The following is a 13,123-nucleotide window of genomic DNA, read 5'->3' as shown; positions in this document are numbered from 1 at the left end:
GGCCATGCGCGCACCCATCGGAGACTTCGACACGGCCGTCCCCGCTCCCGACGCCCTCGGCGAACTCACCGGCCCGGTCGCCGACGCCCTGCGCCACTGGCGCGGCAGCGTCCCCGCCGAGCAGGTGGTGTACGTCGACACCGACCCGCGGTGGGCCGACACGGCCGTCTTCGTCGAGCACTACGGCCAGGAGCTGCTGGAGTCGTCCGCGAACTGCGTCGTCGTGGCGGGCAAGCGGGGCGGCGAGACCACCCTGGCCGCCTGTGTCGTGCTCTCCACCACCCGCGTCGACGTCAACAACGCCGTCCGCCGCCAACTCGGCGCCCGCAAGGCGTCCTTCGCCCCGATGGACACGGCCACGGGGGAGACCGGCATGGAGTACGGCGGCATCACCCCGATCGGCCTGCCCGAGACCTGGCCCCTACTCGTCGACGCGGCCGTGGTCGACCTGCCCTACGTCCTGGTCGGCAGCGGCCGCCGCCGCGGCAAACTGCTCGTCCCGGGCAAGGCGTTCGCGGAACTGCCGGGAGCCGTGGTGCTGGAGGGGCTGGGCGTGGCCTGAGAGCTGCTGGCGCCTATGCCTGCGCGGGCGCGTGATGCGCCAGCGCCAGGTGCGGGTCCGTCTCGCCGGGCGTCGGGGACGGGTCCGCGTGGACCAGGGCCGCGGTGAGGCCGGGGACCGCGTGCAGCAGGGCGTGTTCGGCGTCCACGGCGATCGCGTGGGCCTGCCGTACCGTCGCCTCGCCGTCCACCACCACCGCCACCTCGGCGCGCAGCCGGTGCCCGATCCAGCGCAGCCGTAGTTCCCCCACACCCCGCACTCCGGGGACCTGACGCAGCGCCCGCTCGGCCCGGTCCACCAGGGCCGGGTCCACGGCGTCCAGCACCCGGCGGAACACCTCACGCGCCGCGTCCCGCAGCACCAGGACGATCGCGGCCGTGATCGCCAGCCCCACCACCGGGTCGGCGAGCCGCCAGCCCAGCGCCGAGCCGCCCGCGCCCAGCAGTACGGCCAGGGACGTGAACCCGTCCGTGCGGGCGTGCAGACCGTCCGCGACCAGCGCCGCCGAGCCGATCGACCGGCCCACCCGCATCCGGTAGCGGGCCACCCACTCGTTCCCCGCGAAACCGACCAGCGCCGCCACCGCCACGACCGGGACGTGCTCCACCGGGCGCGGATCCATGAGCCGCTCCACCGCCGTCCACCCGGCGAAGGCCGCGGACGCCGCGATCGTCAGCACGATCACCAGGCCCGCCAGGTCCTCGGCCCGCCCGTAGCCGTAGGTGAACCGGCGGGTCGCCGCCCGGCGGCCCAGCACGAAGGCGATGCCGAGGGGGACGGCGGTCAGCGCGTCCGCGGCGTTGTGCACCGTGTCCCCGAGCAGCGCCACCGACCCGGACACCGCCACCACCACCGCCTGCGCCAGCGCCGTCACGCCGAGCACCGCCAGCGAGACCCACAGGGCGCGGATGCCGCGTGCCGAGGACTCCAGCGCGCCGTCGACCTTGTCGGCGGTCTGGTGGGAGTGGGGGCGGAGGAGAGGGAACAGGCGGTGGCGGGTGGTGTGGCGGTCGTGGCGATCGTGCTCGTGGTGCTCGTGGTGCTCTTGGTGCTCTTGGTGTTCGTGGTGTTCCTGGTCGCTCACGGGTGGGTTCTCCCTCCGGTGCGGGCGCTGGACGTGTCGCGCCCCTTGGCGTCATTATGTGCGTATGAGCGCACGTACGCACCTGTCACCTGCGACCGATGCGCACCCGCGCACGCCCGGCGAGGAGCAGTTCGCGCTCGCCGCGGAACTCCTCGCCCTGCTCGGCGACCGCACCCGGCTCACCCTGCTGCACGCCCTGACGGGTGGTGAGGCCGATGTCACCACGCTCACCGAGGTCTGCGGCGCGGCCCGGCCCGCGGTCAGCCAGCACCTGGCCCGGCTGCGGCTCGCGGGGCTGGTCAGCACCCGCAAGGAGGGGCGGCGGGTGGTGTACGCGCTGCGCGACGGCCATCTGCGCAGACTGGTGGACGAGGCGCTGAAGGTCGCGGACCACCGGATCGCCGACCGGCCCGCTCACGACTGACGCCTACGGGACGGCCTGGTAGCGCTCGGCCGTCCCGAGGTACTGCTCCGCGAACGCGGCGGCGGCCACCGGCGAGGTGAACAGTCGGCGCAGCCGCGCCACCGTCGTCCCCGCCCGGAACGCGTCCCCCGCCGCGGCGCCGTGGTAGGCCTCGGACAGCCACTGGGAGAACTCCTGGTAGTCCCACACGCGCCGCAGGCTCGCCTCCGCGTAGCCGTCGAGTCCGCGACCGTCGCCCTCGGTGAGCCGGGCGAGCAGGGCGTCGGCGAGCAGCAAGGCGTCGTGCAGCGCCAGGTTCATCCCCTTGGCGGCGATCGGCGCGACGAGGTGCGCGGCGTCCCCGGCCAGGTAGAGCCGCCCGTACGCCATCGGCTCGACGACGTAGTCGTGCATGTCCAGCACCCGCTTCTCGATCAGCGGGCCCCGCGTCAGCGGTGGCGCCCCGGCCGCGCCGAGCCGTACCTGGAGCTCCGCCCAGACCCGGTCCTCCGGCCAGTGCTCCGGGTCGTCGCCCGGCGGGCACTGGAGGTAGTAGCGGGTCACCTCGGGGCTGCGGGGCATGTGCCCGGCGAACCCGCGCGGATGGCAGCCGAACAGCACGCAGTCGGAGGACGGTGGCGCCTCCGCGAGCAGCGCCAGCCAGCCGATGCCGTAGTCGTGCCGGGCGATCCGGGTCCGCTCCGGCGGAAGCGCAGCCCGCGTCACCCCGCGCGCCCCGTCGCAGCCCGCCACGAAGCCACAGTGCAGCACCCGCCGTTCACCACCCGTCTCCGGGCTGGTGTACGACACCGAGGGCCGGTCGGTGTCCAGGTCGTGCAGCCGTACGTCCTGGACGTGGAAGCGGATGTCCCCGCCGCGCACGTCGGCGTACTCCCGCACCAGGTCCGTGACCAGCAGGGGCTGCGGATAGACGAAGTGGTGCCGCCCCGTCAGTTCGTGGTAGGGCAAGCGGTGCCGCTCCCCGTCGAAGCGGAACTCGCAGGCCGTGTGCCGCTCCGCCCGCTTGAGCAGCTGGTCCGCCAGCCCGTGCCGCTCCAGCGCGCGGACCGCCCACTCCTCCAGGACCCCGGCACGCGGCCGACGCTCGATGAACGACCTGCTCTCCGTCTCCAGCACCACGCAGTCGACCGACGCCGCCCGCAGCAGGTTGCCCAGCGTGAGACCTGCCGGTCCGGCGCCGACGATGACGACGGGTACACCTGACCGAGTGGGGGAGTCGGACGTCATCCGAGCATTATGGGCGCGGCGCGCGCGGCTGTCCTGCCGTACGACTCAGCCCAGGCGGGGTATCTCGATGGCCGGGCAGCGGTCCATCACCATGTCCAGGCCCGCCGCGCGGGTGCGCTCGTACGCCGCCTCGTCCACCACGCCGAGCTGGAACCAGACCGCCTTGGCGCCCTTGGCGACCGCCTCGTCCGCGACCGCGCCCGCGAGGTCGCTGTTGACGAAGACGTCCACGACGTCCACCTCGAAGGGGATCTCCGCCAGGGACGCGTAGCCCTTCTCCCCGTGCACCGTCTCCGCCTTGGGGTGGACCGGCACCACGCGCTTGCCGAAGCGCTGGAGGACGTCCGCCACGCCGTAGGCCGCGCGTGACCGGTTCGAGGACAGGCCGACCACCGCCCAGGTGTCACCCGACCCGGTGAGGATCCTGCGGACCGTCTCTGCGTCGCCGTACATCCCGTCGGCCTCCTTCGGCCTCGCCGTGCCTCATCGTCCCCGTCAGGGGGCGGAAACCACCCCCGCCCCGACAACGGCCGACCGCACCCGAAGATTCCCGGGCGGATAACGCGCTCCGGCGCCCCGGACTCCCGGCACATGCTGCGCCGGGCCGCCCGCCCGCCTACGCTCGCCACGTGTTGCGCATCACCGACGCCCGAACCGGCGAACCCGTCGAGGCCGCGCCAGCCCGCCGCGGCCTCACCCGGGTCGAGGCCCATGCCACGGGCTTCGACACCACCGCCCTGCGCGTGCTGCTCGTGGCCGACCTGCTCGTCCGCGCCCTGGAACTCGGCGGCACCCCCGTCTGGGCGCTGCTCAGCGGCGAACGAGACCAGGCCGAGCTGCGGGCGGGCGCCGCCGCCCTCGGCATCCGCCCCTTCGAGGACACCCGGGACGTCGGCGGGCCCGGCCTGGGCGAGACCCAGGTCCTCCGCGTGGCCGCCGGGGGCCGCGCCGCGCCCGACGCCGAGGGCGGGTCGCGCGTCGCGCACGGCGGGGTGTGGGTCGCCGTGGCGCCCGTGGAGGCGGGGCCGGACCCGGCGGCGGCCGGGGACGATCCGGCGGTCCTGCGGTTCGCCCTGCTCGCCCGCCGCCGGGACCGGCCGGTACGGCTGGACGCGGCCACCCTGGGCGAGGCGCGCGACACCCTGGCCGACTGGCGCCGGGCCGTCGCCACCTGGGCGCGCGAGCCCTCCCGGCCGATCCCCGACGAGGTGCGCGCCGACCTGCGGGCCGCCTGGGAGGACGACCTCGACGTCCCCGGCGTGCTCCGGGTCCTGCGCTGGGTGCGGACCGAGCCCGACCTGCCGGACGGCGCCCGCTTCGAGACCTTCGCCTACGCCGACCGGCTGCTCGGCGTCGACCTCGCGCGCGACCTGGGCTCCCTCGCGTGAACGAGCGGAGCGGCGCGGGCCCGCCGCGCCGCCTGGTCGTGCTCCGGCACGCCAAGTCCGCCTGGCCGGACGGCGTCCCCGACCACGACCGCCCGCTCGCCCCGCGAGGCCGCCGCGACGCGCCCGCCGCGGGCCGCGTCCTCGCCGAGGCCGGCCGCCTGCCCGACCTCGTCCTGTGCTCCACCGCCGTACGCGCCCGCCAGACCTGGGAGCTGGCCGCCGCCCAGGTGACCACGCTCCCGCGCGTGCGGCACGATCCGCGGCTGTACGCCGCCGACGTGCCCGCCCTGCTGGCGGCCGTCCACGAGGTGCCGTCCGAGGTCGGCACCCTGCTCCTCGTCGGCCACAACCCGGGCCTGGCGGACCTCGTCCGCGTCCTCGCCGGGGACGGCGTGGACGACGCCCTGGACCGGCTCCGGGCGAAGTTCCCCACCTCGGGGCTGGCCCTCCTGTCCTGGTACGGCCCCACCTGGCGGGCCCTCGTCCCGGGCGCCGCCCTGCTGACCCGGTTCGCGGTGCCGCGAGGCGGGAAGGACGGCGCTTAGGGCCTCCGCCCGGGGAGGGACGCGGTACGGCATAGGCTGGCCCGATGCAGGACGAGTACCGCACGGTCGCCCGCGCGGGTGTGCACGAGACCGAGGTCAACCGCTCCCGCTTCCTGTGCGCCCTCGCCCCGGCGGCCAGCGAGCGGGAGGCGCAGGAGTTCGTCGCCGCCGTGCGCGAGGAGCACGCCGACGCCACCCACAACTGCTGGGCCTACGTCGTCGGCGCCGACGCCGCCGTCCAGAGGGCCAGCGACGACGGCGAACCCGGCGGCACCGCGGGCGTCCCCATGCTCCAGATGCTGCTGCGCCGCGACATGCGGTACGTCGTCGCCGTCGTCACCCGCTACTACGGCGGCGTCAAGCTCGGCGCGGGCGGCCTCATCAGGGCGTACGGCGGAGCGGTCGGCGAGGCGCTGGACGCCGTCGGCACCCTCACCCGCCGCCGGTATCGGCTGGCCACCGTGACCGTCGACCACCAGCGCGCGGGCAAGCTCCAGAACGACCTGCGCGCCACCGGCCGCACGGTCCACGACGTCCACTACGGCGAGGCGGTCACCATCGGCATCGGCCTGCCGGACGCCGACGTACCGTCCTTCCGCTCCTGGCTCGCCGACGCCACCGCCGGGACGGCGGGGTTCGAGCTGGGCGGGGAGGCGTACGGGGACGCGTGACCGGAGCCGCCCCCGTGGTCAGGGCGAGGGAGGGGCCAGGCGGACGGGCAGGGACTGGTGTCCGTTGCTGATGAGGGAGTCCAGCGGCGGCAACTCGTCCGCCGCGACGGCGAGTTCCATCCGGGGGAAGCGGGTGAACAGTCCCTGGAGCGCCGCCGCGGCCTCCAGACGGGCGAGGGGCGCGCCGAGGCAGAAGTGGACGCCGTGGCCGAAGGCGAGGTGGTCCTTGACGGTGCGGGTGACGTCGAAGGCGTCCGCGGTCGGACCGTGCCAGTCGGGGTGGCGGTTCGCCGCGGCGTAGGAGGCCAGGATCGCGTCGTGCCGGGCGATGACCTGGCCGTCGGGCAGTGCGATGTCGGTGACGGCGTACCGCAGGGGCAGGTGGGCGACGGGCGGTTCGAGGCGGAGGGTCTCCTCGACGGCGTCGTTCCAGCCCGCGCGGCCCTCGCGGACGTGGGCGAGCTGGGCGGGGTGGGTGAGCAGGAGGGTGACGGCCTGGTCGATGAGGTCGACGGTGGTCTGGTAGCCCGCGCTGATCATCAGCAGCAGGGTGTCGCGCAGCTCGGTCTCGGTGAGCCTCCGGCCGTCCCCGTCGTCGTCGCGGGCGCTGATGAGCAGGGAGGTCATGTCGTCGCCGGGCTCGGCGCGCCGGGCCGCGACGAGCTGGTCGAGGGCCCGGTAGAGCGCGGCGGTGTTGGCGCTCGCCTGCTCCGGGGTGAAGGTGGTGTCGAAGACGCCGTCGACGACCTCGCGGAAGGCGCCCCGCTGCCCGTCGGGGACGCCCATGAGGTGGCTGATGACGGCCATCGGCAGCGGGTAGGCGAGACGTTCGCGCAGGTCGACGACGGCGCCCGCGGGGTGGGCGGCGAGGCCGTCCAGGAGGTCGGTGACGATGCCGTCCACGACACCGGCCAGACGGGCGATCCGGTGGTGCGAGAAGGCCGGGGCGACCATGCGGCGCAACTGGCGGTGGTCGGCGCCGTAGGCGGTGAACATGTTGTGCACCGCGATCCACAGGGCGAGCGGCCAGCGCTGTACGACCTCACCGAAGCGGGGCCAGTGCGCCTGCGCGTCCTTGGACACGTCACTGCTGGTCAGCAGGCGCTTGAGGACGTCGGGGTCGGTGACGGACCAGGCCCGCACGCCGAGGATGTCGACGGGGACGGCGGACCCGTGCGCGCGTAACCGCCGGTGCTCGGCGTGGCGTCGGCGTCCGGTGGGGTCGAGGACGATGGGGGTGGCGGGCGGGTGTGCCATAGGGGTCTCCGATCTGGGCGCCAGAGCCGCCCCGGACCGTGCGAAGGCGGCTTCCCACTATGACGCGGACCGGTGGGAGGTGGGGAGACGCCTCCGCGCCGGTGGCCGCTTCCGAGGTCCATGGGGGACTACGGGGCGACAGGCGATTGAGCTGACCCCGGTTTCGTGGAGTCCCTGAAGCCAGGCTTATGATCCTGGCCCGGAGGAGAACCACGAGTGCCAGCACCACGTAAATATCCCGACGAGCTCCGTGAGCGGGCCGTTCGTGAGGTTCGCACCACCGGCCGGCCGATTCCGCATGTCGCCAAGGACCTGGGCATCCGCAAGGAGGCCCTGCGGGGCTGGGTCCGCAGGGCCGAGGCGGACGTCGGCGAACGCGACGACCGGATGACCACCGTCGAGCGTGTGGAACTGAAGAAACTCCGCCAAGAGAACGCAGAGTTGAGGTGGGCGAACGAGATCTCAAAGCGGCGAGTGCGCTTTTTGCCCAGGAGCTCGACCGTCCCCGGACGAGGCCGACCAGGTGATCGACAGCCTGAAAGACAACGGCTTCGGGGTCGGGCCCGTATGCGGGGTGCTCGGCTGGTCCGAGTCGGCCTACTACGCTCGCAAGAAGTGGCCGAAGTCGGCCCGTCGGCTGCGGGATGAGCAGCTCATGCCGCTGATCCAGCAGGTTCACGCCGAGTCGGGCGACACCTATGGTGCCCGCCGGATCACCCGCGCGCTGCGGCGCAAGGGCGTCGACGTGGCCCGCTGCACCGTCGAACGCCTGATGCGTGAGCTGGGCCTGGAGGGCGTCATCCGTGGTCAACGCCGGAGGACTACCGTGCCGGAGCCTTCGGCGCCCCGTCCGCCGGACCTGGTCGACCGCGACTTCACCGCCTTGCTCCCCGGTCAGCTGTGGGTGGCGGACATGACGTATGTCCGCACGTGGTCGGGGTGGGCATACGTGGCGTTCGTCCTGGACGTGTACTCGCGGGTGATCGTCGGCTGGCAGGTCGCGAACCACATGCGGACCGAACTCCCGCTGGACGCGCTGGAGATGGCGTTGTGGAGACGGCGGATCAAGAAGGGCTCCGGTCTCATTCATCACGGCGACCGCGGGGCGCAAGGCGGATTCAACTGGTCGTCGCAACACCCTGGTCTCGGAGGTGTGCGACGTGGCCACGGCGGACTGGAGTTTGAAGACCAGCGATGTTCCGGAGGGGGCGCGTCGGCAGTGGCGCGCTGACCGTGCGTTGCGGCCGGCGATGCGTTCGCCGGGGCGGCCTGGATCCGTCTCGGGTCGTGCAGCGCCAGTTCTGGCGACTGATCGCCACGGGGGCCACGAAGGCCGAGGCGTCGCTTGGGGTCGGCGTGTCGTGGCCGGTGGGTGCGAGGTGGTTTCGTCGCGCTGGGGGCATGCCTCCGATCTCGTTGGCCGAGCCCTCGGGCCGGTACCTCACGTTCGAGGAGCGCGAGGAGATCGCGATCCTCAGGGCGATGAGCAAGGGTGTGCGCGAGATCGCCCGCGCCCTGGGGCGTGCCCCCGGGACGATCTCGCGCGAACTGCGCCGCAACGCCGCCACGCGCAGCGGCGAGCGGGAGTACCGTGCGACGGTCGCCCAGTGGAAGGCTCAGCAGGCGGGCAAGCGCCCGAAGAGCGCGAAGCTCCTGGGCAACGACCGGTTGCGTGAGTACGTTCAGGAGAGGTTGTCGGGGAACGTTCACCGGCCTGACGGGACGGTCGCCGCAGGACCGCGGACGCCGCCGTGGAAAGGGCTGAACAAGCCGCACCGGCAAGACAGGCGGTGGGCGACAGCGTGGAGCCCGGAACAGATCTCGCACCGGTTGAAGGCCGACTTCCCCGAAGATGAGTCCATGCGCATCAGCCACGAGGCGATCTACCAGTCGCTGTTCATCGAGTGCCGTGGTGCGCTCAAGCGTGAGCTGGTCGCCTGCCTGCGCACCGGACGGGCGCTTCGAGAGCCTCGGTCGAGGTCACGGAACAAGCCGCAAGGGCATGTCACCGCGGATGTCGTCCTCAGTGAACGTCCTGCAGAGGCCGCAGACCGCGCGGTCCCGGGGCATTGGGAAGGCGATCTGATCATCGGGACGGGCCGGTCAGCGATCGGCACGCTCGTCGAGCGCAGCAGCCGATCCCCCCTCCTGGTGCATCTGCCGAGGATGGAGGGCTGGGGCGAGGTGCCACCCGTGAAGAACGGCCCGGCGTTGGGCGGTTACGGCACCGTCGCGATGAACGCTGCCCTGACGGTGTCGATGACGAAGCTTCCCGAGCAGCTCCGCAAGACACTGACCTGGGACCGCAGGAAGAAACTCTCCGGGCATGCCCAGTTCGCGCTCGAGACCGGGACAAAGGTGTTCTTCGCCGATCCGCACTCGCCCTGGCAGCGACCCACGAACGAGTACACGAACGGGCTGCTGCGTCAGTACTTCCCGAAGGGCACCGACCTGTCCCGGTGGTCCGCCGAGGACCTGGAAGCCGTCGCCCTGGCGATCAATAACCGACCCCGCAAGATCCTCGGCTGGAAGACCCCGTCCGAGGTCTTCGAGGAGCAGCTCCGCTCACTACTGCAGCCTGGTGTTGCAACGACCGGTTGAACTCGCCCAATATTTATCAATTCGGTATACCGAGAGGCTGTCCGAGATCGGGGCTTCGGCCTCGGTCGGCTCCGTCGCGGACAGCTATGACTGTCAGTCTGTTGGCACCGGATCCCGCAAGGATTCGGGAGCCCCGGCCGTGACGGTCTGACTCTTGCTTACGACCGACCCCACGGGTGTCCTTGCGTTGATCTGTCGACCGTCCGGCCGGGCACGCAGCAAGCGCTGCCGTCGGCCGGACGTGACCTGATAGGAGCCTAGAGCCACCTCGTCAAAGCGTCCCCGTGACAGTCCTGTCCGCCCGACCGGCGACAGCGTGCATCCCACGCTAGCGGCCGGAAGGAACATCGTGAACGACAGTGGACAGGCCAGGTCCGGGCATCTGGTGATCGGCGGCGACACCCACAAACACGTGCACGTCGCGGCAGTCATGGACACCATCGGCGGCATCCTGGCGACCTTGACGATCCCCACGGACGCTGGCGGGTTCCAGCAACTGCTCGACTGGGCCTCCTCGTTCGGCGAGGTCCTTGCATTCGGCATCGAGGGCACCGGCTCCTACGGCGCCACGCTGACGTCGTTCCTGCGCCGGGCCGGTCACAAGGTGGTCGAGGCCAGCCGCCCGGACCGGCGGTTACGGAGGATGAACGGCAAGTCCGACACTCTGGACGCCGAGAACGCAGCCCGCGCAGTGCTCGCTGGATTCGCCACGGCCACTCCCAAGACAGCTGACGGCGAGGCCGAGATGATCCGGCAACTCAAGATCGCCCATGACCAGGCTGTCGAACAGCGCACGGCCGCGATGGTCACGATGAAGGCGATGCGTCCACGCGCCCGATGACCTGCGGCACGAGACCGCCGGGAAGACGCAGATCGCTCTGTCCCGACACCTGGCCGGCCTACGTCCTCGCCAACTCGAAGGGCCGACAGACGCCCTCCGCCATGCCCTGCGCACCCTGGCCAGGCGCTGGCAGTATCTGAACGACGAGGCCAAAGAGCTGACGAAGATGATCGACGGCCTGGTGCACCGAGCCGCTCCGCAGTTGCTCGAACCGTTCGGCATCGGCGTGGACACGGCCGCGGAGATCCTCGTCGTGGTCGGTGACAACCCCGAGCGGATCAAGTCCGAGGCCGCACTGGCCAAACTCGCAGGCATCGCGCCCGTGCCCACCGGTTCCGGAATGACCAGCGGCAGGCACCGCATCAACCACGGCGGCCATCGCCAGCTCAACGCCGCGATCTATCGCACCGTCATCGTCCGCATGCGGTTCCATCAGCCCACGATCGACTACGTCGCCCGCCGGGCCGCCGAGGGCAAGACGAAACGCGAGATCATCCGCTGCCTTAAACGCTACGTGATCCGCGAGGTCTACCACCTCATCCGACCTGCCCCGAACCGGGCCCCGGCGGCGAGTTGACAACTATAGGAGTCGACCGTTCACCTGCGGTGACGCCCCGCAGGCGTGAAAATCGGTACAGGGGCTGTCCGCCGACGCCGCTTGATGTTTGGGCTGTGAGCCCGCATAGGAGTCTGGTGAGGAAGCCGTCCGAGGGGGCCGCACACTGTCGCCTTGAGCACGCCGATCAGCTTCTCCGTTACCCCCTTTGGCTTCCCGGACAGCCCCGTCCGAACGAGCACGACAGGGGGCACCTCATGGAGGAGTTGAGAGAAGACCACGACGACGGAACGGAACGGTTGCCAGGGTCGCGGCGATCGACATCGGCAAGGCGTCCGGGATGGTCTGCTTGCGCGTCCCGCACGACACCGTCGAGGGCCGGCGCGTCCAGAAGGTCTGGACGGTCCCCTCGACCACCAACGCGATCCTCGGGCTCGGCGACACGCTGGTCTGCCAGGGCGTCGAGCGGGTGGTCATGGAGGCCACGGGCTCGTACTGGCGCCCGTTCTTCTATCTGCTGGAGGCCCGCGGTCTGGACTGCTGGCTCGTCAACGCCCGTGACGTGAAGAACGTCCCTGGTCGGCCGAAGACCGACAAGCTGGACGCGGTGTGGCTGGCCAAGCTCACCGAACGCGGCATGGTCCGTGCCTCGTTCGTCCCGCCGAAAGCGGTGAGGCGACTGCGGGACTTCACCCGCACCCGCACCGTGTTCGTCCATGAACGCACCCGGCACAAGCACCGCGTCGACAAGGCCCTGCAGGACGCGCAGATGAAACTGTCCGGCGTCGTCTCGGACCTGTTCGGCATGTCCGGGCGGGCCATGCTCGACGCGATGGTCGCCGGCGAACGCAACCCGCGCACCCTCGCCGATCTCGCCAGGGGCAATCTGGTCAAGAAGAAGCCCGCCCTCGTCGAGGCCCTCACCGGCCAGTTCGAGGACCACCACGCCCGGCTGCTGCAGGTGCTGCTGGGCACCGTCGACCACCTCACCGCACAGATCGCCGAACTCGACCGACACATCGCCCGCACCCTGGAAGAGATCACCACCCCGCCCGACGGGTCCGCCGACAATGCGTCACGTGACGCCGTGACCGCTCGCGTCCTGGCCGAGAAGCTGGACGCCGTTCCCGGCATCGGACCCGCCACCGCGCAGATCATCCTGGCCGAGGTCGGCGCGGACATGAGCCGCTCTCCCACCCCCGAACACCTCGTCTCATGGGCGAAGTTGTGTCCGCGGACGATCCAGTCCGGAGCGAAGAACACATCAGGTCCCGCCGGACAGGGCAACCCCTGGCTCAAGGGCGCCCTCGGTGAGGCCGCCAACGCCGCCGCCCGCACCGACACCTTCCTCGGCGCCCGCTACCGCCGCATCGTCAAACGTCGAGGCCATGCCAAAGCCCTGGTCGCCGTCGCCCGCTCGATACTCGTCATCGCCTGGCACCTGATCAACGACCCGGACGCCTCCTACCAAGAGCTCGGCGCCGACTGGCACCGCCGTCACCTCGACCCCGCCCGCAAGACCCGCGATCTCGTCCGCCAGCTCCACGCACTCGGCCACCGAGTCGCCCTCACACCAGCGTCAGCCTGACCGGCCCGTCTCACCGTCATCCGGTCCGCACGCGGCCCGGATGCTGCCGCCTGCCCTCCCGGACATCGATTTTCCGATCAGCGTCAACGCGCTGGACGAGGCCCTGAACGGCACCTTCAAGGCCGAGCTGATCGAGATGCAGGGCCCTTGGAGGGACGTCGACCAGGTCGAGCGGGCGATCTCCCAGTGGGTCACGTGGTACAACGAGGAACGGCTCCACTCCGCGCTCGACTACGTACCGCCCGCCGAGTACGAACGCCACTGGTGGCGACAACAGCAGGCCAGGGAGTGTTCAATGATCGGCGGATCCGATGATCAAGGAGACGCCTCATGAGCGACACCACCATCGAGCAGATAGCGGGCGCGGATGTCGAGCCGG

At 71.7% G+C, this 13,123-nt stretch carries 13 protein-coding genes and 3 pseudogenes; 12 read left to right on the top strand and 4 right to left on the bottom strand.

All coding sequences use genetic code 11. The features are described from left to right. Nucleotides 1-4: 4 nt before the first annotated feature. Nucleotides 5-562, top strand: a complete 558-nt coding sequence (locus ABZ659_RS27365; protein WP_360224934.1) for a YbaK/EbsC family protein — start codon at nucleotides 5-7, stop codon at nucleotides 560-562. Nucleotides 563-575: 13 nt separating this feature from the next. On the opposite strand, the gene ABZ659_RS27360 is transcribed toward ABZ659_RS27365, so the two are convergent. Next, complete coding sequence (locus tag ABZ659_RS27360) at nucleotides 576-1,646, bottom strand: cation diffusion facilitator family transporter (RefSeq protein WP_360224932.1); 1,071 nt, start codon at nucleotides 1,644-1,646, stop codon at nucleotides 576-578. Between the two features lie 64 nt (nucleotides 1,647-1,710). Between ABZ659_RS27360 and ABZ659_RS27355 the strand changes: the two genes are divergently transcribed. After that, nucleotides 1,711-2,070, top strand: a complete 360-nt coding sequence (locus ABZ659_RS27355) for a metalloregulator ArsR/SmtB family transcription factor (protein ID WP_360224930.1) — start codon at nucleotides 1,711-1,713, stop codon at nucleotides 2,068-2,070. A gap of 3 nt (nucleotides 2,071-2,073) precedes the next feature. On the opposite strand, the gene ABZ659_RS27350 is transcribed toward ABZ659_RS27355, so the two are convergent. Continuing rightward, on the bottom strand, nucleotides 2,074-3,297 hold the full coding sequence (locus tag ABZ659_RS27350; protein ID WP_360224928.1) for a 4-hydroxybenzoate 3-monooxygenase: 1,224 nt from the start codon (nucleotides 3,295-3,297) through the stop codon (nucleotides 2,074-2,076). 45 nt (nucleotides 3,298-3,342) lie between these two features. Next, nucleotides 3,343-3,750 (bottom strand): CoA-binding protein, encoded by a 408-nt coding sequence (locus ABZ659_RS27345; RefSeq protein ID WP_360224926.1) that lies wholly within the window; start codon nucleotides 3,748-3,750, stop codon nucleotides 3,343-3,345. A 176-nt stretch (nucleotides 3,751-3,926) separates the two neighbouring features. On the opposite strand from ABZ659_RS27345, the gene ABZ659_RS27340 reads away from it, so the two are divergent. From ABZ659_RS27340 to ABZ659_RS27330, 3 genes are read left to right on the top strand one after another with little or no spacing between them, the layout of a single operon-like run. Continuing rightward, a complete protein-coding gene (locus tag ABZ659_RS27340) occupies nucleotides 3,927-4,685 on the top strand; it encodes a hypothetical protein (RefSeq protein WP_360224924.1) in 759 nt (252 codons plus the stop codon). Beyond that, the gene (locus ABZ659_RS27335) at nucleotides 4,682-5,230 is read left to right on the top strand and encodes a histidine phosphatase family protein (protein WP_360224922.1); all 549 of its coding nucleotides are present in this window, start codon (nucleotides 4,682-4,684) and stop codon (nucleotides 5,228-5,230) included. The genes ABZ659_RS27340 and ABZ659_RS27335 overlap by 4 nt, the downstream gene beginning before the upstream one ends. Nucleotides 5,231-5,274: 44 nt before the next feature. Further along, on the top strand, nucleotides 5,275-5,901 hold the full coding sequence (locus ABZ659_RS27330; protein ID WP_360224920.1) for a YigZ family protein: 627 nt from the start codon (nucleotides 5,275-5,277) through the stop codon (nucleotides 5,899-5,901). A gap of 18 nt (nucleotides 5,902-5,919) precedes the next feature. Here the strand turns inward: ABZ659_RS27330 and ABZ659_RS27325 are convergent, their stop codons facing one another. Further along, nucleotides 5,920-7,158 carry a cytochrome P450 gene (locus ABZ659_RS27325; protein WP_360224918.1) on the bottom strand — a complete coding sequence of 413 codons (1,239 nt, stop codon included), beginning with the start codon at nucleotides 7,156-7,158 and terminating at the stop codon, nucleotides 5,920-5,922. A 216-nt stretch (nucleotides 7,159-7,374) separates the two neighbouring features. Here ABZ659_RS27325 and ABZ659_RS27320 point away from each other — a divergent pair. The 7 genes and pseudogenes from ABZ659_RS27320 to ABZ659_RS27290 form a co-directional block, all read left to right on the top strand. Next, nucleotides 7,375-7,545: pseudogene (locus ABZ659_RS27320) on the top strand (transposase); the annotation flags it as partial. A 136-nt stretch (nucleotides 7,546-7,681) separates the two neighbouring features. Further along, nucleotides 7,682-8,389: an IS3 family transposase gene (locus ABZ659_RS27315; protein ID WP_360224916.1), complete on the top strand. Its 708-nt coding sequence runs from the start codon at nucleotides 7,682-7,684 to the stop codon at nucleotides 8,387-8,389. Then, a pseudogene (locus ABZ659_RS27310) lies at nucleotides 8,340-9,759 on the top strand (IS30 family transposase). Before ABZ659_RS27315 ends, ABZ659_RS27310 begins: the two are co-directional and overlap by 50 nt. 349 nt (nucleotides 9,760-10,108) lie before the next feature. Continuing rightward, on the top strand, nucleotides 10,109-10,600 hold the full coding sequence (locus ABZ659_RS27305) for a transposase (protein WP_360224914.1): 492 nt from the start codon (nucleotides 10,109-10,111) through the stop codon (nucleotides 10,598-10,600). A 166-nt stretch (nucleotides 10,601-10,766) separates the two neighbouring features. After that, on the top strand, nucleotides 10,767-11,177 hold the full coding sequence (locus ABZ659_RS27300) for a transposase (protein WP_360224912.1): 411 nt from the start codon (nucleotides 10,767-10,769) through the stop codon (nucleotides 11,175-11,177). A 295-nt stretch (nucleotides 11,178-11,472) separates the two neighbouring features. Beyond that, nucleotides 11,473-12,744 carry an IS110 family transposase gene (locus ABZ659_RS27295; protein WP_360225076.1) on the top strand — a complete coding sequence of 424 codons (1,272 nt, stop codon included), beginning with the start codon at nucleotides 11,473-11,475 and terminating at the stop codon, nucleotides 12,742-12,744. Nucleotides 12,745-12,829: 85 nt separating this feature from the next. Next, a pseudogene (locus tag ABZ659_RS27290) lies at nucleotides 12,830-13,078 on the top strand (integrase core domain-containing protein); the annotation flags it as partial. Nucleotides 13,079-13,123 lie beyond the last annotated feature (45 nt).

Origin of the sequence: Streptomyces sp. NPDC006997, from assembly GCF_040635175.1 — a bacterium.
In the GTDB taxonomy this organism is placed as follows: Bacteria; Actinomycetota; Actinomycetes; order Streptomycetales; family Streptomycetaceae; genus Streptomyces.
This window is presented reverse-complemented; position numbering and strand designations above follow the sequence as displayed.

What these genes read in the sequence shown, in the direction of transcription:
- ABZ659_RS27365 (WP_360224934.1), top strand. Translation starts at nt 5, where the DNA reads ATGCGCGCACCCATCGGAGACTTCGACACGGCCGTCCCCGCTCCCGAC.
- ABZ659_RS27355 (WP_360224930.1), top strand. Translation starts at nt 1,711, where the DNA reads ATGAGCGCACGTACGCACCTGTCACCTGCGACCGATGCGCACCCGCGC.
- ABZ659_RS27350 (WP_360224928.1), bottom strand. Translation starts at nt 3,297, where the DNA reads ATGACGTCCGACTCCCCCACTCGGTCAGGTGTACCCGTCGTCATCGTC.
- ABZ659_RS27345 (WP_360224926.1), bottom strand. Translation starts at nt 3,750, where the DNA reads ATGTACGGCGACGCAGAGACGGTCCGCAGGATCCTCACCGGGTCGGGT.
- ABZ659_RS27330 (WP_360224920.1), top strand. Translation starts at nt 5,275, where the DNA reads ATGCAGGACGAGTACCGCACGGTCGCCCGCGCGGGTGTGCACGAGACC.
- ABZ659_RS27325 (WP_360224918.1), bottom strand. Translation starts at nt 7,158, where the DNA reads ATGGCACACCCGCCCGCCACCCCCATCGTCCTCGACCCCACCGGACGC.
- ABZ659_RS27300 (WP_360224912.1), top strand. Translation starts at nt 10,767, where the DNA reads ATGATCGACGGCCTGGTGCACCGAGCCGCTCCGCAGTTGCTCGAACCG.